General features: G+C 56.9%; 16 protein-coding genes. 1 reads left to right on the top strand and 15 read right to left on the bottom strand.

Features of this window, described 5'->3' with window-relative positions; genetic code table 11:
- Positions 1-326 precede the first annotated feature (326 nt).
- Entirely contained in the window at positions 327-512 is a 186-nt protein-coding gene (locus Pan189_RS01955) for a hypothetical protein (protein ID WP_145362288.1), read from the bottom strand.
- Positions 513-625: 113 nt separating this feature from the next.
- Positions 626-1,186 (bottom strand): hypothetical protein, encoded by a 561-nt coding sequence (locus Pan189_RS21175; protein WP_310820955.1) that lies wholly within the window; start codon positions 1,184-1,186, stop codon positions 626-628.
- 169 nt (positions 1,187-1,355) lie between these two features.
- Here Pan189_RS21175 and Pan189_RS01965 point away from each other — a divergent pair, with 169 nt between their 5' ends.
- Positions 1,356-1,868, top strand: a complete 513-nt coding sequence (locus tag Pan189_RS01965) for a type IV secretory system conjugative DNA transfer family protein (protein WP_310820956.1) — start codon at positions 1,356-1,358, stop codon at positions 1,866-1,868.
- Here the strand turns inward: Pan189_RS01965 and Pan189_RS01970 are convergent.
- The 13 genes from Pan189_RS01970 to Pan189_RS02030 all read right to left on the bottom strand — a co-directional run bounded on the left by Pan189_RS01970 (position 1,852) and on the right by Pan189_RS02030 (position 19,662).
- Positions 1,852-2,094 (bottom strand): hypothetical protein, encoded by a 243-nt coding sequence (locus tag Pan189_RS01970; protein WP_145362290.1) that lies wholly within the window; start codon positions 2,092-2,094, stop codon positions 1,852-1,854. The genes Pan189_RS01965 and Pan189_RS01970 overlap by 17 nt on opposite strands.
- Before the next feature lie 550 nt (positions 2,095-2,644).
- Complete coding sequence (locus Pan189_RS01975) at positions 2,645-4,126, bottom strand: sulfatase-like hydrolase/transferase (RefSeq protein ID WP_145362291.1); 1,482 nt, start codon at positions 4,124-4,126, stop codon at positions 2,645-2,647.
- Between the two features lie 60 nt (positions 4,127-4,186).
- Complete coding sequence (locus Pan189_RS01980) at positions 4,187-5,473, bottom strand: DUF1552 domain-containing protein (RefSeq protein WP_310820957.1); 1,287 nt, start codon at positions 5,471-5,473, stop codon at positions 4,187-4,189.
- A gap of 92 nt (positions 5,474-5,565) precedes the next feature.
- Positions 5,566-8,073: a DUF1592 domain-containing protein gene (locus tag Pan189_RS01985; protein ID WP_145362292.1), complete on the bottom strand. Its 2,508-nt coding sequence runs from the start codon at positions 8,071-8,073 to the stop codon at positions 5,566-5,568.
- A gap of 153 nt (positions 8,074-8,226) precedes the next feature.
- Complete coding sequence (locus tag Pan189_RS01990) at positions 8,227-9,606, bottom strand: DUF1501 domain-containing protein (protein ID WP_310820958.1); 1,380 nt, start codon at positions 9,604-9,606, stop codon at positions 8,227-8,229.
- Positions 9,607-9,705: 99 nt separating this feature from the next.
- Positions 9,706-12,018, bottom strand: coding sequence for a PSD1 and planctomycete cytochrome C domain-containing protein (locus Pan189_RS01995; protein WP_310820959.1), 2,313 nt, complete (start codon positions 12,016-12,018; stop codon positions 9,706-9,708).
- 209 nt (positions 12,019-12,227) lie between these two features.
- Complete coding sequence (locus tag Pan189_RS02000; RefSeq protein ID WP_145362295.1) at positions 12,228-12,647, bottom strand: hypothetical protein; 420 nt, start codon at positions 12,645-12,647, stop codon at positions 12,228-12,230.
- Between the two features lie 90 nt (positions 12,648-12,737).
- Positions 12,738-13,730, bottom strand: a complete 993-nt coding sequence (locus Pan189_RS02005) for a DUF1559 domain-containing protein (RefSeq protein ID WP_145362296.1) — start codon at positions 13,728-13,730, stop codon at positions 12,738-12,740.
- A 39-nt stretch (positions 13,731-13,769) separates the two neighbouring features.
- Entirely contained in the window at positions 13,770-15,521 is a 1,752-nt protein-coding gene (locus tag Pan189_RS02010) for a FecR family protein (protein ID WP_145362297.1), read from the bottom strand.
- On the bottom strand, positions 15,518-16,087 hold the full coding sequence (locus Pan189_RS02015; RefSeq protein ID WP_145362298.1) for a sigma-70 family RNA polymerase sigma factor: 570 nt from the start codon (positions 16,085-16,087) through the stop codon (positions 15,518-15,520). Before Pan189_RS02015 ends, Pan189_RS02010 begins: the two co-directional genes overlap by 4 nt.
- Before the next feature lie 231 nt (positions 16,088-16,318).
- Entirely contained in the window at positions 16,319-17,050 is a 732-nt protein-coding gene (locus Pan189_RS02020; RefSeq protein WP_145362299.1) for an SDR family oxidoreductase, read from the bottom strand.
- A gap of 47 nt (positions 17,051-17,097) precedes the next feature.
- Complete coding sequence (locus Pan189_RS02025; RefSeq protein ID WP_145362300.1) at positions 17,098-18,582, bottom strand: Gfo/Idh/MocA family protein; 1,485 nt, start codon at positions 18,580-18,582, stop codon at positions 17,098-17,100.
- Complete coding sequence (locus Pan189_RS02030; RefSeq protein WP_145362301.1) at positions 18,583-19,662, bottom strand: sugar phosphate isomerase/epimerase family protein; 1,080 nt, start codon at positions 19,660-19,662, stop codon at positions 18,583-18,585.
- Positions 19,663-19,677 lie beyond the last annotated feature (15 nt).

Consider the following 19,677-nt stretch of genomic DNA (forward strand, 5'->3'; position numbering starts at 1 on the left):
AACGAAATGGCCGATCTCGAATTCGGAAACAATCGTCCCCATTTCTGACGCATCCGGCCTCAAGGCCCCTGATAGCTAAAAAAACCAAGGCCCGTCTCTCCCGTGATTGAATGGGAAAAAGCAGCGGCGGTTGATGTCTCGACCGCCGCTGCATTGTAGCTACTATGGGACTGAAGCCATCGAATTCAGCTTCGCCGTCGTCGTCGCCTTCGGCGACTTGGCCGCCCGTCATACTGGCAAAGCCACAATTCGGTCCCTCCGATGACAGTGAGGTGAATAAGTTCTTCCACTTTGTCTCCAAGAATTCCGTGTAAGTTAAGCCGATGTCAGGTGGTCTGCTTCCGCGATCGCTGCGAGAACAGCGACGTGTTCCGCCGGAGGTCGACGGCGTCCCAGTCGATGTAGGAGCCGCTTTTGTCCTCTTCATCCGGTCCGAAGCCGCGATGCTTGATGGTCTGGACGGTCTCGCCCGTCGCTCGGGCGACGGCACGATAGAGGTCAATGCTTTTCATTGATCGGAACCTTTTCTGGAATTAAGAAAGGCCGCTCCCTTCGGGAGCGGCCTGCGGGATTAAATCGTTGGTACTGGTTTCGCCATGCGGCTCAGCCGAATTCCTCATCAACCTTACATAGAACAGCCGACGGAGAGTTCCGCGGCCGTCAAGTTCAGCGTCTGCTCCGGCTCAGTCGGGATTCCCCGGAGCCAGCGGACGTACTGGTCCGGCATTAAGCCCGCGGCGATATGGGCGGTGTAGATCACCCCGCGGGCGGTGCAGCTTCCAGCTTGAGCCTCGTCTTGAGTAACAGCGTCGCCTCGTGCCGCTGCCGGAGCCGCTCCCGAATCTTGAGAGCCGCCCGGGCGGCCTCTCTGGTCTCCATAGTTGGTCTCCTTAATGAAAGAAGCCGGGCCGATGGTGTGCGTCGACCCGGCTGCGGTGTGTGGCGATGCGAAAGCGTCAAGCCGCGTGCCGGGCACTGTCGCCTTCGTCGGGGTGATCGAGACGCGATCACCCTCAGTCAGCACCTGCTCCGACGAAGCGGGGAGCCGGTTGACGCGAATGAGATAGTCCCGCGGCGACCCGTGGGGAATGTGCTTGGCGAACAGCTGCGAGGTCGTGGTGCCATCGGCGACCTCCACCCAGTCCGCGAATCTGCCGCCATCGTTGTTGGTCAGCATAACCTTCATAGGTTCGTTTCTTCAGTAAATGGATTTCATTAATGTCAGTCAGCGCATGAAAAGAGCCGGCTCTGAGCTGGATGAGCGAGTCGTCGTTTCCGCTATAGATTCCGCTTCAAGAAGGCCTCCTTTCGATTGGGGGCTAAGAGTTCAAACGACTAATTCGCTCCATAGATATATGCCACAAAACGAGAAGCAATTAAGCATCCGCCCTGAGTTCCAATCCGGGCCGCTGCCATTCGGTGTAAATGGTAGTGTTGGGCGGATGGAATCGATCGTCAGTGCCGCCGGTGAGGTGGCCGGTCACGGCCTGCGGATGCACTATGTGTTCCAAGACCTGACGCAGGCCAAAGACATCTACGGCGACCGCTGGCAAACCTTCGTTGCCAACTCCGGCGTCGTGCAATGCTTCTCGGCCAACGACATCTTTACGGCCGAGTGGATCTCCAAACGCCTCGGCCGCACGACCGTCGCCTACAGCGAACGCAGCGGCGCCTCCGGCATGGCCCTCGCCAGCCAACCCTTCGCCGGAACCGGCCGCACCGAAACCGTCGACCTCCTCGCCCCGCATGAAGTGATGCGGTACTTCGCCCGAGAGGATCGACACCTACGGCAACTACTGCTCGTCTCCGGCCAACCGCCGCTGGTGTGCCAGAAGGGGTATTACGACAAGATCAAGATGGTGGTTTAAAAGAGACGAATGCACTGTCGGCACCTGAGACGTGCAGATTTCGGGTTATCAAAGAGCCGCTGCCATCATACACCAGCACCACGTCGTCGAGTCCACCCTTGGCCGGGTCGGAGTCGTAGAGATAGCGGAACTCTTCGTCGATCGTCCCGTCGGCGTTCGAATCGACCGTCTTGCCGATCCGGCGGTTCGAGGCGTCGTAGGTGTAGCTGACGATCTTGGTCGCCACGCCGAGCGAGTCGCGGAAGGTGACTTCCGTCAGCCGATTGCGGTGGTCCCACTTGTATTCAACGTAATCGCCGGTGGCGATCGTGGTCTTGTTCTCGTCGCGGGCTTTGTTAAGTTGATCCGCTAGCCTAGCTCAAATCGCCCGCTTCCAGTTGGCGGAAGCATTATGCCCGACGTAGCGTGCCGATATATTAAGTGTCAACGGTCGATGTGTATTGCCCCGCGCTCGCTGGGGGCGACTAAAAGGTCGTCCCCAGCCACCCGTCGCGCGATGCAAAGCCCGTCTGCCGAGAAGGCAACCTCCGTTGCATCCCAGTTCGGCAATGTGTCGAAGACGCGACAAAGTGTGGGCCGAGGCCAAAGTTATTCAGAAAGTGTGGCGACTTTTGCTCGAAATGGCTGATCGACGTCAGATAGTGATCTGGCGGAAAATGCTTCGCGGACGGCACGTTTTCGTCCGCAGCAGCGTTGAGCATGTGTTCGTTATACTAATGCGATTATGAAACGGCTTCTAAAAAGTTGATGAGCAAATGCCGCTGGCTTGGGTACCTTCAATTTGTGCTGGCAATTACTTCGGCTTTGGGGACAAGCGTCGGATCCTTAAAGTCAGGCCCGATCTGTTCCGCGTAGTCGTCGAGGACCTTTTGCAAAGTCGCTCTCGCGGTCTCCGCGTCGGGAGATCCGGTTCCTAAGCTGATATCGTGAGTCTCATCAATATCAGTTTGCAGGTCATAGAAACGTCCGTCCCACAGTAGTTTGTAGCGAGTTCCAACCACGTAGCGGCGGTGCGCCTTCGGGACGCCATCGTAAAATTGCGAGAGTTCGCCCTTAACGATATTGGGATGAGACCCATCGTCAATATAAACCCATTCGCGAGGATTGCCCTGCTCTCCACGAATTTGTGGAAGCAGCGAGACTCCGTCGAAGGTGTCATCGGACGGAAGTTCCGCACCTGCCGCCGCAACGCAAGTCGGCAGTAGGTCTGTGATACACATTAACTCATCCCGGACCACTCCCGAAGCCCCGCCCGCCGTCCAGTTGGCGATGAAAGGCACCCGAGTCGCCCCCTCATAAAGTCCGCCTTTTGTGCCGGGCAGGTAAAGTTGGCCTTTTGCGATGCTTTTTTTATCAGCGGGGCTATCCTTGTGACCGTTATCACCAACAAACAAGATCAGCGTGTTGTCTCGCACTCCGGCTAATTCCAGAGCCTCGATAATTTGTCCGACGAGCGTATCAACGTAATTCACCGAGTTGGCATAGGAAGGCTCCGCGTCGACGCGAGGGATTTTAGGGTGCCTGATATGTGCTAGTTTCGTCGCATAATACAGGAAAAATGGATTCTCCTTGTGACGAGTGATAAAGTCACAAGCCCAGCGATTCATAACATCCGGCCCGAATTGCCCCTTGAGCACGGTCGCGTGCTCCGCCTTATAGACGTTGTCGACTGTCGCGCAGTGCATGTCGCCGCCGTTGATTCGTTTTACACTCGTCGGCTGGTTGAATTCGCTTAAGTAGCCGCGGGCGTTGAAAGTCATGACTTGCGGATCATGAAATTGGTACTGTCCGCAGTAGATGGCGGCCTCGTCATAGCCCTTGAGTGACGGGTTAAAAAGCGGCCCCATCATCCACTTGCCGACATGCCCCGTCGTATAACCTGCCCGCTTCATTAACTTCGGGATAAATATCGTTTCGAGCTTGGGTTTCGGATAGCGAAATCCGTGCTTGCCGGTCATCAATGTCTGTCGGGTCGGCGAACACATCGCCCGGGCGTGCGCGTGAGTCCATCGCACGCCGGTCTCAGCAAGGGCATCGATGTTGGGCGTGTGAATAGGAATGCCCCGGCATGTCAGGCCCCCGTTTGCCCCGACGAACTGGTAACCCAGTTCATCGACAATGATTAGAACGACATTCGGACGTGACGCCTTACGCGGCGGTTCGGCCGCTCCTGCAAGTGTCGCGATCGGACAATATGCAAGAGCCGCGAAGGCGAAAGATAATTTAACCAACCGACCAGATTGGGGAACCGTCGTCATTAATGATCTCAGTCTGAAAGTTGATTTTACTATCGAGGTGCTCGGCTTCAGCTCAAAAAGCTAAACGATCTCCAGCCCGCGCATCGTGCCCGTGCTAGTGGCGAAGCTGTCGGTCTCGATGCCGAGCCGTTGCAGAACGCTGACGAAGAGGTTGGGGAGCGGATAGTCAGAGTGGCCACCCAACGCCTGATAGCCTGAGTGACGAAATCCGCCACCGGCAAGCAGCACGGGTAGGTTCGTGTTCGTGTGAGCATTCCCGTTGCCAAGCGGAGTGCCGTAAAACACGGATGTCTCATCCAGCAGGGAATGACCACCGGTACGTGAATCATCCAGGCCGGCCAACAGATTGCGAAGCTCTTCGAATTGAGCCGATTCAATCAGTCGCAACTGCTTGAGCTTCGCGGGTTGATTGCCGTGGTGCGTCAGCGGGTGGGTGCCGGTGTCGACGCCTTTTATGTTCGGCTTCGCAGCGTTTTGGTGGATATAGATCGAAATTAATCGCGTGGAGTCGGTCTCAAAGGCGAGTCGGGTCAGGTCGAACATCGCTCGCGTTTTTTCAATGAGTGCGCCGGGGTCTTTAAAGTCCTGCGGCGGATCCATCTCGACTCGCGCCTTCGGCTTTAATTCCCACTGCTCGGTCTTGTGCAGCCGTTGCTCCAAGTCGCGGACGCCCGTATAGAACTGATCGAGCTTTTGGCGATCAGCCGGCCCGAGCCGTTTTCCTAATTGCCACGACCGTTCGCCGATCGAATCAAGAATGCTGCGGCCTTGCCGCAGTTTCTTAACCTGTGCATTCACGGCCTCGGGCGAGCCTTGAATAAATAGTTTTCGGAATAGGCTCGATGGCGAGTCTTCTCCGGGGATTTGCACTCCCGACTGCGTATAGGAGAGGCTTTGCTTTGTCCCGATCGCCAGTGCGAGCGAGGGAAAGCGGGTCAGGTGACCGATCCGCTCAGCGGCGAACTGGTCGACCGAAATTGTATTGCGAAAGCCGCTGCGGCCGGGATGAGGCGCGGCTGTGAGGAAGCAGCGCTCCGCGGTATGCCCGCCGTCGACTTCCGGGTGCGAGACGCCGGCAAAGGCCGTCATCCGATCTCGGAAAGGCTTTAGGATCTCCAGGTACGGCGACGTCTGTTTCCGCTCGCCTTCACCCTTGGCGAAGAAGTATTGCGGGAGAATTCCCTGATTGGTTTCAATCGCGACGAATCGCTGCGGACCTACCGCGTCGGTGCTCTTTGCAAAGGCCGGGGTCATGGCGTCCAAGGCAGGCAGAGCCAAACCGACGCCGACTCCTCGCAATACGGTGCGTCGGCTTAACTGTGATCGGCTGGTCGATCGAATACTCATTGCAAGTACCTCTTCTATTTCAATTGAACTGTCTTGTTGACGCTGAAGCCGAATCAATTCGACGATGAAAACGACCTCGAAGAAAGCTTCGGCTACTTCGACCGGAACGCTTCGCTGAGAACAATATCTCGCAGGATCGTCTGCACGGGATATCCGTCAGACGCGGTCTTCTGCAGGATCGATTCGATTTCGAGCCGATCCGCGAACGTCGGGCGGGCACCGGTCGCAAATGTCATCAGGCGTTCGGTCAGGTTACGCGCGAGTTGCTCTTCACGACTGAGCAGGTAGTCGCGGAACTCGTGAATATCCTTAAAAGACGACCCTTCATAGGTGACACCCGACGCATCGACCGGCAGTCCGATTTTATATTTTCCTCTCCGCTCGTTCGGCGGGATCTTCGCTGTTGTTCCCATGCCGAGCGAGCGGTAGTTCTCTCGCCATGCTCCCATGACGTCGAAGTTTTCTAACGCAAAGCCGGGGGGATCGATCTTCGCGTGACACGCAGCGCACGATTCGAACCGGCTATGTTTGGCGAGCAAGTCACGGATGGTCGTCGCCCCTCGTGTATCGGGTTCGATCGCGCCAGCCCCCGGCGGGGGAGGGGCGGGCGGGGTACCGAGAATGCGGTCTTGCACCCATGCTCCCCGCAGCACCGGCGAAGTTGTTAAACCATTCGCCGTTATCTTAAGAATGCTGGACTGCGTTAAGAAGCCACCGCGGGGCGAGTCGGATGGGAGCGAGACCCGCTGAAGCTCTCTCCCTTCAACGCCCTCGATATCATAGAGCTTGGCCAGCCTTTCGTTCACCATGACGAAGTCAGCATCGACAACCGTCTTGGCCGGAAGGTTATCGCGGACCATCACGCCGAATGTCGCCACCGTCTCATCGACTGCTGAGTCAACGAGGTGGTTGTCGCAGAAGTATTCCGGAAACAGGTCTTTGTCGGGCGACGTGTCGTGAATCTTTCGCAACTCCAGCCATTGGCCTGCGAAATCACCAAAAAATCGCCCGGCTCTCGGATCAGCGAGCAGCCGCGAGAATTCACGCATCAGGACGGCATCACGTTGTAATCCCTCTGTCCGTGCCGCCTCAAGCAGCGACTCGTCCGGAGTGGTCCGCCATAGCAAATAGGAGAGTCGAGTCGCTAACGCATAGTCATCCAAGCGACCCGGTGCTTCTTGGAAGTACAGAAAATCAGGGGAGCAAAGCACCGCCTTGTAAGCCGTCCGCATCGCATCCTGAAAACATAGCTTGTTCTTAATACCTTCGATCGCGAAGGCGAGGCATCTTTTGACCTCCGATTCCTCGGGTGGTCGGCGGTAGGCACGGTACATGAACTGTCGCAACAGTCGTTCCGCATCCGCAGCCGGTCGCCGCGATTCGACCATCATCATTTTCGGCGGCAATTGAAACGTCTCGCGAAGGCCTCTTTTGTTCGCAGTTAAATCCGGTCGATTCAGAGGCTGAGGTGGACGAAATCGACTCCGCTGCGTCCAAGGCGTCATCGGCAGGTCTCCGAAGAGTTGCTGATAACTCTCGGAGGGCCAAGGCTGCTTCTTCACATCGCGATCGCACGATTCGTCGGCGAAGGGACCCTCAATTTCAAACCAGTCCACGGCGATCCCGTGACGCGGAACATCTTTGTTCCACTTCGAATCGTTCATGGTCGCGCAGAAAAACTCGAGCGGTTCGCCTTCGTATTGCCAAGCCGTAAATTCAACGATTCCGCCCTCTGGCCCTTCGGGAACGTCAAACTTGCCGAGCACTCGCTTGGCAGCGGTATTAATCCACGCGACTTGCCCTTCGGTCGGAGGGAGCAATTTTTCTTCTTCTCCCGAACGATCAACAAGTGCGGCCCGGCATCGAACGCGGAAGCGATACCAACCCGGAATCTGCTGCGACTTATTGCGAATACGTCGGGGAGCCTGCGCGTTATTCGGCTGACCGACGAAAAATGTCCACTCCGGCCGATCGTCGATACTCTTATAAATTTTCTTCCAGCCTTTACCCAGATAACGTCCTTCTTCCGAAAACCAGGTGCGCACCGTCGTTGGTTCCGGTGCCGGCCGCAGCCGCATTGCGCCGTCGATCGCGACCTCCGCTGCCTCAAGGTAGCGGGCCAGTTGAACATAAGAAACTTCTTGCACGTCAGCGACGTTGTCGAAGCCGTGTGACTCGGGATCAGGCGGTAGCATTTCCTTCAGCTGAAGCCATGGCGCCTTGAGCAAGTCGCGAAGCGTGACTTCATACTCAAGCGGATTCAGTCTTCGTCCGCCGACCCGACCGTGCGTTGTATATCGATCCCGCCACGCGTCGTGCAGAGCATTGTCGGTCAATTCGGAGAATTGTTTAATGTCGTGCGGATCGGGACGCTCTTCCGCAGCCGGTGGCATCTCGCCTGAGACGACACGGTCGTGAATGCGGGTCCACGCGTCCAGGCTTTGGGGGTCGGCCGAATCAAACTTTAGCGCCTCAAGATTCAGTCCCGCCTCGGCATCTTCGCCTTCGTGGCAGTACATGCAGTGATTGGCAAGAAATTCATGTCCGACCGGAGACTCAGCGGCATTAAGTTCCGAGAACGAGTAGACCAATCCCGCCATGGCCGTAGTCACTGCAACCAAGTACCTTGAGAAAGATTGGGTGAAACTGCTTGATGTCGTATTGTTAATTGTCATCCGGCAACTCGTTTGCTAAGTGTGGGCACCTGCGTTCGCCCCTAATATTTGTCTTGTCATGAAGACCCGAGATCGGCACTACGCCAATATGTTTTGGGCAACTCGACCGTAGACATCGGTTAAACGGAAATCGCGTCCTGCGTAGCGGTACGTCAACGCTTTGTGGTCGAGACCCAATATGTGCAAGATCGTTGCGTGAAGATCGTGGATGTGCATCCGGCCTTCGACCGCGTTCTCACCGGTCTCGTCGGTACCGCCGTAGCTGAATCCGCCTTTGACGCCGCCGCCAGCCATCCACATGGTGAATCCGCCGGCGTTGTGGTCGCTGCCATCCTTCTTCGCGTTGCCGACGGTACGTCCGAACTCTCCGCCCCACAAGACAAGCGTATCGTCGAGCAGGCCGCGCCGATCAAGATCGGTCAGTAGGGCCGCGATCGGCTGGTCAGTCGCCCATGCACGTCCTTCGAGACAATCGCGGTGATTATTGTGCCCATCCCACCATTGATCATTAATTTCGACGAAACGAACTCCGGCTTCTAACAGCCGCCGGGCAACAAGGCACTGCGTGCCATTCACGTGCATGAGGGCATCTCGACCCATCGCCTTGCGCTTCTCACGATTGGTCACACCGTACATATCGAGTGTCGATTCCGACTCGTCGGAGACATCCAGCAACTCCGGCAACGCAGCCTGCATCCGAAAGCCGCGTTCGTACGATTCAATTAACCCGTCGATCTGTCGGTTCGTCGGATCCTGCATTGCAAGCCGCTCATTCGCGGCTCGTGCGAACGCCAATTGCTGGCGCTGCAACGCGGGAGATAAACGAGCATTCGCCAAATGTCTTACGTCATCGCGGCCAATCTCATGAAACGGCCGACCGATTGACAAACCCTGGTAAGCCGCGGGGAGAAAAGCGCTGCCCCAATTCTGACCGCCGCCCGCTTCGTGCTGCATGTTCATCACGACGAAGCCGGGCAGGTTGTCGTTTTCCGTGCCGAGACCATACTGAATCCACGCACCCATCGAGGGTCGCGTCAGCACGCTATTGCCCGTATGCAGAAAGAGCGTCGCCTCGTTGTGAATCGGGAAATCGGTGTGCATCCCCCTGAGCAGGCATAGTTTGTCGGCATGTTTGGCGATATGAGGGAACAACTCCGAAATCCAGAGCCCCGATTCGCCGTGCTGCGAGAATTGAAACCGCCAGTCCCGATTCTTGTCTTTATTGAGAAGGTAGGGCTTATAATCAAAAGTGTCCATCTGCGAGGGAGCACCCCGCATTTGAATAAATAGCACCCGCTGCGCCCGCGGCGCGAAATGTGGTTTCTTGGCGGCCAGAATACTCTCAGGTTGCGGTGCGGCCGGCGCGTTTCTGGCGGCGAGCCCGGCGAGCGCGAGATATCCGAACCCCTGCGAGGCCTGCTTCAACATCGAACGACGCGAGACAAGTTGTCCCGACACATTTGAAATCGGTCGTGATGAACTCGGCATTGGAGATCGATTTGATGAAAGAGTTGATTAAGTAGCAGCCTCAGTCGACTTCAGCGGACCCTCAAAGAGTCAGAGTAGGTAAGTGAATTCCGCGCTCAGAAAGAGGGAGTGACAATAGATTGACCAGCGTGCAAGCTCATCCCCGGGGAGTGAACTCAGAAGTCGCTTGGCCGCATTGAGGTCGCCGTCTGTCGGCAATCGTGAGTACAGCGTTTGGAACAGGTAATTCACGCGGGCTTCAATCTGGTCGTTTTCCGCCAACGCGCGCTTCGCCAAGCTTTCGGCAGCATCAAGAACCAGCGGCGCGTTCATCATATAGAGCGACTGCGACGGCACGGTTGAGACGTCGCGGACCCCCAATCCCATCGAAGGTTCGGGGAAGTCGAAGACCGCCAACAGATCGTCCGATTCGACGCCGCGGAACACCGGCAGATAAACGCTGCGAGAACGGTACTCGTGCTGCCTGCGAAGTCTGATTAAGTCATTGGGCCTGAGCATGCGATAGCCGAGTTCTTCAACGGTCGACGTGTTCTCAGGTTCCGATTCCAGCTTGCCCGCTACCGCTAGCAGACTGTCGCGAATGGCTTCGGCTTGCAGCCGACGACTTCGGCTGCGCCAGAGCAGCTCATTCTCCGGGTCGATTCGATAAGCGTTAATGTCGTGCAGGCTGGCGAGTTGGTAGGTTCGCGAGAGAACGCAATCACGGATTAACGCCTTAACTGACCATTGATGCTCATGCACAAAGCGGTGAGCCAGATAATCAAGTAACCGCGGGTGCGTCGGCGGCGTTCCCTTGGAGCCGAAATTATCGACGCTTTTGACGAGACCCTGCCCGAAGAGATGGTGCCACACGCGATTGACGAACACCCTGGCCGTCAGCGGGTTGTGCGGATCGACAATCCACTCAGCAAGTTGAGCTCTCCCGCTTTGCTTTTCCGGAATTGCGAATTCACCCACCGAGTCGATTGCCGTTAAAAAGCCTCGCGGGACCGTCTCACCGAGTTGATCCCACTCACCTCGAATCCGAATTTCCGTGGGGGCAGGCTCGGCCGAATCTGCGACACCAAAGGCGTATTCGAGCGACGATTCGCGTTTGAGTCGATTGACCTTGTTCGTCAGGGCCTTGACGGCTTGCGGGTCGGCATTTGACTTTTTCTTAAGTGCCGCAAGACGTTTATTCAACGCCGCGTGCTCTTTCGCCTTGAGGAGCTTCTTCTGCATCTCGTCTTCGTCGACGAGGGCGATCGCCCGTTCGTCATGGGCGGACTTCAATTTCCACTCGCTCGGCTTGCTCACCTTCGGCCCCGAGTGGAGCTCGGTGCTCATAAATATCCCGGCGAGGGCGTAATAGTCCCGCGTTGGAATCGGATCGAATTTGTGGTCGTGGCAACGAGCACAGGCGATAGTCAGGCCGAGCAGCGACTTACCCACGACATTAATTTGCTCGTCAGCCCAATCGGGTTTGACCTCCGGTATCTCCTTTTCGCGTCGATAAAAGCTTTTCGGGCCGATCGCCAAGAACCCCGTCGCGACCAACTGCTCGCGACGTTGCTGCTCACTTTCCGACGGCATTAAATCGCCGGCGAGCTGTTCGCGCACGAACTGGTTGTACGGCTTATCTGCATTGAACGCGTCGATGACATAGTCGCGGTACCGCCAGGCATACGGCAACGTGACGTTCCAAGCCATGCCGTTGCTTTCCGCGTATCGGGCGACGTCGAGCCAATGCCGCCCCCAACGCTCGCCGAAGTGAGGGGACGCTAGCAGTTGCTCAACGACATCCCGAACGGCGTCATCGCGATCCGCCCGATGAGCAATGAGAAACTCCTCAAGTTCGTCAGCGGGGGGCGGGAGCCCGATCAAATCAAAATAGAGGCGACGCAGGAGCCGATTCGGCTCGGCCTCTCGGACGGGACGAACTCCGGCTTGTTCCATGCGTGAAAATACGAACCGGTCAATGTCGTTAACGGCCCACGATGCGTTTCCGACTTGCGGCGATTCGTAGTCGACGATCGGTTGAAGGGACCACAGTTCTTCCGGCTTGACCGGCGGCGCAAGCGATTCACGTTTTTCGGTCGAATCTTCATCGACTCGTGGGTCGAACAGGCCATCCCCGATCCATTTCTTAAAGTCTGCGATGACCTCGTCGGGAAGCTTGCCGTCGGGAGGCATCTCCAGCGATTCGTATTGCAGCGCTTCGACCAGCAGGCTGTGATTCGGCTGACCGACGATCACAGTTGGACCCGAGTCACCCCCGCGCAACACAGATCGACGAGAATCCAGCAGCAGGCCGCCAGATTGCTCCGCATCCGAATGACACTCGTAGCAGTGCGCTACTAAAACGGGACGGATTTTTGTCTCGAAGAATTCCTTTTGGCTCACGTCACCCGCCAAGGCAGGCGCAGCGACCGCATGAAGAGCGCACAGCATGAGCCCAAGCCGAACCTCCACGGTTATCCCGCGGGAAGTTAGAAATCTCTCGTTGCTTGGTTGGACTGTCTCAATAAACAAGAATGCTCTTCCGTCGAATTAAATCTGTCGCGGCGGATCTTAGAATCGTCGCCTGCGTTGAGTTGCAGGGAACTTTTCTCTTACGATTCCATCCCGAAATTAAGGTCAATCGTGTTACTACCGCCCTCCACGGTGACCTCCATCGTCGCCCCTTCGCACGGGATCGTGATGCCTTTTTCGACATCGGAGTCACTGGGGAAGAGGCGAGCCGTATGCTTGCCGACGACGGCACCGTCGCGAAGAGCATAGGTGCTTAGCTCGTAAGTCCCTTTCTTCGTGATTTTCGACTCGGCCGTTTTACCCGGAAACATGCTGTCCTTCGAATTCGCCCCTTCCGGAACGACGGGCGAAAATTTTATATAGCCGCTTTTCACAGGTTTCCCGTCACAGGTTACCTGTCCCGTAACGGTACCGAGAGGCTTTTTATAGCCGCCTCCGCACCCCGCACAGGCCAGCACCAGCCCGCACAGCAGGAACGGTCGCATCGTCGTACTGATCATGCCGTCTCTCATCGCGATGGTTGAAAGTTCCGAGACAATATGCGGCGGTGGCCGAAGCGTCGGCCACTGTCCACGTTGCGACAAATAACCTCAGAACTTCCCGACGGTATTTCCGTCCGATTTCGCGATTAAGTACTCCAGCACACTGTCAATGTTCTCGTTATAACAATTGTCGCCGCCGTGGTTTTGGTCCCACTGAATATTCTCGCTGAGGAAATGGACAGACCCGTCGAACATGAGGATTTGAGCGCCACCGGCATGTGCACTCGACATACTGAATCCCGCGCCTCCCCCGGGCCTGTTGATGCCGCGCCTGAGGTCCAACAGCGATTCCGATATTAAATTCGGTTTATCGCCCGTGCCGATGCAACACCAACTCGCCGCCCGATCGACTTGACCACCGGGACGGGCATAAGCTCGCTCGCCGACCGCGATGGTGTTGCTCGTTCCGTCGGTGATATCACGGAATTTTGTCTTGGAATTCGGATAGAAACCACCGGATAGATTGTTGAGGTCGGAAAGCACGTGAGGCTTTGGCTTGCAACCAGAATGGTGAATGGTGGCCGCGTAGTTGCTGGTTCCCGCAAATACATTTCCGCCCGAAGCACCAATTGCCGTCCTTTGATCGTTAGCGGACGGCCCGATGTCGCTGGGGCAACGAAAGACAGGTAGCTTCGTCTGAATCAGCGCGGGGCTGTCTTCAGGGAACTTGTCGTCTCCGATGCCGAGCTCTGTGTAGAGCGCGGCTTGATCCATATAGGGTAGCAAGAGGGCAGACCAGACCCAGCAGTCGTCTGGATCGTTGCCGCCGTTATTAATGTTCGCGTTGTTAGTTTGATAGTAATCTGGCCGATTAAGAAACAGGTCGACCCCCTTGGGTAAATTGCCATAAGTCCCGTGGAAATTATGCAGCGCCAACCCGATCTGCTTCAGATTATTCTTGCACTGCGAGCGACGGGCGGCTTCGCGTGCCTGCTGCACGGCAGGCAGCAGCAGGGCGATCAGGATCGCGATGATCGCGATGACGACCAATAGTTCAACAAGCGTGAAACCCCTTCGGTTTCGACGAGCGCTTAGTGACATTGCAATTTACCTTTTCAGTGGGCGATCTGAAACGCCCGGTCATGAGATGGCCGAACGGCCTGCAAGACGTCGCGAGCGACGGCCTCGCCGAGAGTATTGATTCGCCCCGAGTTGGGCGGAAGTACTGCCTGAATCCAAAGCGGTGTCGAGCGACGCGTCATCGGCCAGCGGTGTGACCGCCTCCCAGGACGTTCCGCAGCGAATGTCATCAATGTCAAAGCGTCGCCCGGGTCCGTTAAAGATGTGAACGGAGTCAATTTTCCCGTGGTGCGAAGCGGTCCGGCCGACGACGGTCCACACGACCGGCTCGGCTGAATCGACACGATCATCACTTCCATAAACTTTAAGGAACACCTGCTCCGGGCGATCAGAGCCGGTCACGACTTTAATGACGAACAGATAAGTGGCACCGTCGACCAACGGAGTTTCACCAACGGTATTGCCGGCGGTATCGTGGATGATCGGGCGGTTGTTCGACAGAATCCCCGCACCCAGTCGTGTCTTGGTCGCCCAGTCTTTTGTTCGTTCATTTAATATGAACTGAAGCCATTGGTATTTGTCGCCCGTTGAAACGCCCGGGCGGATCAGAAAGCTCGCGTACCACACACCGTCAGAGTCAAGATCGATCGGGTGAGATAACAGCCGCTTTGAAGCCTCGCGATAAGTCCAATCGGTTTCTTCTGTGGGCAGTGTTAAGCAGCCGGGCTCCGCCGATGCCAGACCGATCGGCGTCGGTAAGAGTACATCGGGCGAGAACTCGACAGGCAATTTGCTGGCGCGAGTCGTGCGATACCAGTGCGACTTCCAACCGAGTCCGTCGTCCGCCTGCGCCTCGTTGCCGGGGGCTTCGGCAAACGGGTAATCGAAGGATTCTCGAGCCGTCAAGCGGCCGATACGACTGCGATCAATAACCGGCAAACTGTTCTGGAAACGCTCAGGATCGAAAGAAATCGTCTCTCCGAAGCCGTCACTACTAAGATCAAATCGCCGCGAATTCCCGGCTGCCAAGACGGACTTACGACCGGAGCGACCACCGAATCGGACTTCGCCCTCGAGAACATGCAATTCGGTCTCGCCAGACAACGAAACGTCGGCGGCGAACTCGGTGCCGAGGTCGATCAGGTCCTTGGCCGGCGTCCGTAGAATAAAGCCCGCCGCCTCTTCGGGGGCTCGCACGACGGCACGACCGGAATGCAGCTCGGCCTCGCCGGCAGAATGGAGATCGATCACGACGGGGCCGGTTATCCGGGCCGTCGCTCCGCCGTCGAAGCGGATCAGTGCGGTCCCACTATTAAGTTGCAGCGGCCCCGCCATGAGGCGAGACCCCTGCGGTAGAGCACGACCGCTCCAGCGGCAGTCTTCGGCACGGGCCAGGGTGGCGACATATTCGTTGGAGCGAGTGACGATCCGCTCCACGACAACTTCCCGCGTGCCCCGCGGAAACGTCGCCGCGAACGTCCAGACAGATAATACGGAAACCATTAAGGTCGAAGCAACGATCGTCAGGCCGGACCAGATTCCGCTTCTCGGTCTTGACCCGAGCCGGCCGACGACGCCATTGACGAAGTCCGATTTTTCGGCCTGAATTGCGAACTTCACGGAATCGACGAAGTCACGCGATTCATAGGGCTGCATCAGCAGGCCCAACATGCGGTGCTGCTCATAGAGATCGCCGACCTCTTTGAGTAAGTCATCATTCGACGCCAGCAATTCGTCTAATTCGGCGATCCCACTTTCGTCGAGATCACCTTCGAGGAAGTCAGCCCATAGCTCTTGAAATCGCTGATTCATAGCGAAGCCCTCGCGGCGACCTTCTGCTTAATGCACTCTTGCAACTTCTGGCGAAGCACATAGAGATGTTTCTTAATCGCACCGACGCTGCGGCCGGTGCTCTCTGCAATTTCGGCGAGCGGCGTTTCACTGCTGTAACGCAAGCCCAGCAGTTCGCGACCCCGTTGATCCAATTGCCTGACGCATTCCCGCAAGTCTTCCAATTCCCGCGGCACTTCAGCGGGCTCAACGGAAATTCGCTGTTCCAACTGGGCAGACAGCGCGACCGGCACGTAGCGCGAGTGGTAATCAGCCTGGCGACGTAGTCGGGTGCACTCTGCCATTAATTGAAATTTCGCAATCGCGAATAACCACGCCTTCAGGTCAGTTCCGGCCTCGAACTCCTCGAGTCGCCTGAAGGCTTGAATGAAGACTTTCTGGGCGACATCGTCGGCGTCCCCGCCGGGCGGGCAGCGGGAAATGAGCCATGCCCGAATCGAACGCTCGTGTTCGGCGACGATTTCACCAAACGCTTCAACGTCCCCTGCCTGAGCTTTTCGCACGCTGCGATCGAGATTTCGGCTCATGCAATCCTCCCTGCCGGAGACTTCTGCGGACTCCGCAATCGGGTCGCATCAACGTATAGCGTTATTTCGAGATCGGTTACCCGGAACGCGATGCTTTTCAGAGGATTTCGACCTGCTGGCGTCGTTTCTCCGTTGACCTGGCTCGACAGGGAGGGTGCCATAAGCCACTGTGAATAAATGGCTTACGGTCAATACGGGAGGTGTCTTGGCGACGCGATGGGGCGTTTGAAATCAGTTCAAAGGCATGTGACGCGGCGTGATGACGATCTCGGGAACGACGGCTCGGGGCGGGAGTAAGGCGACCGTGAGTGCCATCGCAGCGACATCATCCGGTTGCAGCATTGCCGCTCTTCGCTCGGGCGGCGGGGGTGTCGGTCGGCGATCGACGATCGGCGTGTTCGTTTCACCCGGATAGATATTGGTGACGCGCACGCCGTCCTCGTTTGCCTCTTGGTTAGCGATCAGACCGAGCGATCCTTGGGCAAACTTCGAGGCCGTGTAGGGCACTCCGGCGAGCGGGATGGACCGCAGCCCGCCGAGTGATACGACATTGATAATCGTTCCCGTTCCGCGGGCCCGCATCGACTTCAAAACGCTCCTCATCGCCAGGAATGTCGCATTGAGATTCGCGTCGAGCACTTTCTGAAAGTCATCCGGGTCAATGTCAGCGAATGACCGGCCCGACACATTGGTGCCCGCACTGTTGACAAGAAAATCAAGAGGACCGACCTCGGCTTCGCACCACTCGATCGCCTGCTCGATCGCCTCTCGGTCGGTCGCATCGCAGACGCGGTGGCAGCCCCGGTCTCCATATTCTGGAGCTTCCAACGCTTTGCGCAGTGTGTCTTCACTCCGACCAATGATGACGACCCGGCATCCTTCCGCGGCGAAAGACCGCGCGATCGCGTCGCCGATCCCGCTACTGCCGCCGACGACAAGGGCGACCTTACTTTCCAGCTTCATTACCTGTCCTATCAGATGGTGCAGAATTTGATTTGAGCGATAAGGATTTAAACCGGAAGTTCCCAGCCCGGTCTTCGTTCGCGTCGAATGAGTGCGTTGGCGGCCTCGTCTGATAAAAACCGTTCTTCAATAGGGTCCCACTCCAGTGGGTGTTCCAACTCTCGAACGATATTAATTAGGTGGCACACCGTCGCGGTTCGATGCCCGGCCTCGATCGGAGCTGCCAGCGGCGTGCCGTGTCGTATCGCATCGAGCCAATTTTGAAGGTGCGGGCGTGCCACGTGCCCTGCCCCCTTCCAGAGAGCCATCGCCGACCGATCAGGTTTCGAGGTTAATAGTTCCGGTTGATCCACGGAAAATTTATTGCGACCCATTTCGGCAACCCCCTTTTCACCGATAAATCGCATCGGCCCATTGTCAGGCGTTAAAGAGACGACGGTGCCGTCGGCATATTGCATGTCAACCGGAAAGTAGCGTCGATGGTCATCGCGGCCTTGAATGGGACTGCGGGAGGGCGGCGGTGTTTTCTTTAGCCAGTCCGCCGCGAGTTGCTCGCTATTTTCCACAGGATCGCACGTCAACTTCACGGGGCCGGTGTCGTCTTTACCGAGCGCCCATTGGATCATGTCGAAGCTGTGCGCACCCCAATTCGTCACCAAATGCCCTGAAAAATCACGCCACAGATCCCAGCCACGCCAATTGACACCGTGAACCTTAAATTGGTCCTTCGACCAAAGCCGGCGATGATAAGGACGCAGCGGAGTCGGCCCGCAGAACAAGTCCCAGTTCATCGCCTGCGGCACCCGCTCGGGGCGATAATCCGGGCAGGGCATCGGGCCCGGATAGTTCGAAATCTCGACGCGATGAATTCTTCCAAGGCCGCCGTTGCGAATGAACTCGCAACCGAATCGGTTCATCTCCATCGATCGCTGCTGGCTTCCGACTTGAAGTACCCGTCCTGTGCGTTCCACAGCATCGCTTAAGGCACGCCCCTCTTCAATCGTGACGGAAACAGGTTTTTCGAGGTAAACGTCCAGCCCTCGTGCGAGAGCTAGCAAGGCCACCATCGCATGATGATGATCGGGAGTGGCGATGATAACCGCATCGAGCGACTCTTCATCCAGCATCCGCCGGTAGTCTTGATAGGCGGTGCAATCGGCGGCGTCTCGCTGATGGAAGTCGGTGAGGACCTCTGAAAAAGGTTTCTTCGCCGAGAGTGTGTCCTGCACGTGCCCGAGATGAGCATCGCATATCGCAGTGATTTTCGCCTCGGCCGGTAAGTTGCCAATTAAATATCGACCGCGAATTCCCGCGCCGCCCAGTCCGACCCGGAGTCGATCCGCTTCCCGAATCGACTTCGACGCCCCGAAAGCTCTGAGGGGCCAAGCTAATGCGAGGGCCGTGCCGAATCCACCGAGGATGGTCTGCCGCCGGCTGAGTCGAGGCGTCGTCGATTGTTCGTTCATCAAGTTGTCGTGCATCGCCAAAGCCTGATTAACCTGAGCCAATGTTCCTAAATTAAGAGATTGCATCTACCGCGTTAACTTCAATGTCTCTGCCGCGTAATGCTTGCTGATTTCAATGTGCCTGTTTTCCAGTTCCGCCCGATCGGCGAGGCTGAGTGCATCGACCGGAGAAAAAATCTCTGATGAGCGCTCGCGGACCATCGACAATACTTTCGCGACATCTGCGCCCGGCACGTGGGGCATCGTCGCCCAATACTCCGGAGTCAGGCAGGGTACCTTTAAAGGGTCGCGTGTGATCATCTCGAGCGAGAAGCGGACATCGGGTTTCACCCGCCGTACGTGCGAAACGATCGATTCTAAAGGCAGGCAGCCCTCACCCAGCGGTACGTCTGCCAACAGAAAACCTTCCTCGTAAGGCTTTACACCTTGGTCTTTTAAATGGACCGAATGGGCCCATGGCGCGAACGCTTCGACCGCGGCGAGCGGGTCGTCGACGAGAGCGAGATTGTTGCCGGTATCGAGACAAACGCCAATAAATTTGCTGTCGATGCGTTTCATCAGCCCGACCCGCTCATCAACCCGTTGGTCTTTGTGATTCTCAACAGCGAGCGGCACTTGAAGTTGCTCAACGACCGGGGCGGCCAGTTTCAACATCGATTCGCCACGTTTTTCCGCAGCTTTAAATTGATCCAGCGTTTGAAATTGTTCATAGCGACGGCCCGGGATGATTGTCGTGCGCACGGCGAGCGCGCCCGCTCGGCGGGCGATGCTGATGTCTTTGCGGAATCGTCCGATATCGCCAGCGTCTTTCGGGGGGCGGGTGATGCCTTCGATATACATGCTATAGTCTTGAGCCTGCTGCCGCAGTTTCTCTGCCGCGGATTCATCAAGCCGAGATAGCTCTGCCTGAATTCCACCGACGCCCAAAGTATGGCAATGCTCAAGAAAAGTGGCGGGGTGATAAAGGTCATAGCCACTTGCCCTGTCTCGCGTTGCCTCACGCAATCGCTTTCGCGTGTAGATGACGAGTCCCATCGACGTTGTGACCCGACTCTCTTCCTTCGCATTCGCGATCGTCGCGATACGCGGATAACCCGCCAGCAACGAAGCGGCCGCGCCAGTTTTAAAAAAATGTCTGCGATTCATCTTCCACTCGAATTA

Source organism: Stratiformator vulcanicus, from assembly GCF_007744515.1.
GTDB lineage: Bacteria > Planctomycetota > Planctomycetia > Planctomycetales > Planctomycetaceae > Stratiformator > Stratiformator vulcanicus.

What these genes read in the sequence shown, in the direction of transcription:
- Pan189_RS01955 (WP_145362288.1), bottom strand. Translation starts at nt 512, where the DNA reads ATGAAAAGCATTGACCTCTATCGTGCCGTCGCCCGAGCGACGGGCGAG.
- Pan189_RS21175 (WP_310820955.1), bottom strand. Translation starts at nt 1,186, where the DNA reads ATGAAGGTTATGCTGACCAACAACGATGGCGGCAGATTCGCGGACTGG.
- Pan189_RS01965 (WP_310820956.1), top strand. Translation starts at nt 1,356, where the DNA reads ATGCCACAAAACGAGAAGCAATTAAGCATCCGCCCTGAGTTCCAATCC.
- Pan189_RS01975 (WP_145362291.1), bottom strand. Translation starts at nt 4,126, where the DNA reads ATGACGACGGTTCCCCAATCTGGTCGGTTGGTTAAATTATCTTTCGCC.
- Pan189_RS01980 (WP_310820957.1), bottom strand. Translation starts at nt 5,473, where the DNA reads ATGAGTATTCGATCGACCAGCCGATCACAGTTAAGCCGACGCACCGTA.
- Pan189_RS01985 (WP_145362292.1), bottom strand. Translation starts at nt 8,073, where the DNA reads ATGGCGGGATTGGTCTACTCGTTCTCGGAACTTAATGCCGCTGAGTCT.
- Pan189_RS02000 (WP_145362295.1), bottom strand. Translation starts at nt 12,647, where the DNA reads ATGATCAGTACGACGATGCGACCGTTCCTGCTGTGCGGGCTGGTGCTG.
- Pan189_RS02005 (WP_145362296.1), bottom strand. Translation starts at nt 13,730, where the DNA reads ATGTCACTAAGCGCTCGTCGAAACCGAAGGGGTTTCACGCTTGTTGAA.
- Pan189_RS02010 (WP_145362297.1), bottom strand. Translation starts at nt 15,521, where the DNA reads ATGAATCAGCGATTTCAAGAGCTATGGGCTGACTTCCTCGAAGGTGAT.
- Pan189_RS02015 (WP_145362298.1), bottom strand. Translation starts at nt 16,087, where the DNA reads ATGAGCCGAAATCTCGATCGCAGCGTGCGAAAAGCTCAGGCAGGGGAC.
- Pan189_RS02020 (WP_145362299.1), bottom strand. Translation starts at nt 17,050, where the DNA reads ATGAAGCTGGAAAGTAAGGTCGCCCTTGTCGTCGGCGGCAGTAGCGGG.
- Pan189_RS02025 (WP_145362300.1), bottom strand. Translation starts at nt 18,582, where the DNA reads ATGCAATCTCTTAATTTAGGAACATTGGCTCAGGTTAATCAGGCTTTG.
- Pan189_RS02030 (WP_145362301.1), bottom strand. Translation starts at nt 19,662, where the DNA reads ATGAATCGCAGACATTTTTTTAAAACTGGCGCGGCCGCTTCGTTGCTG.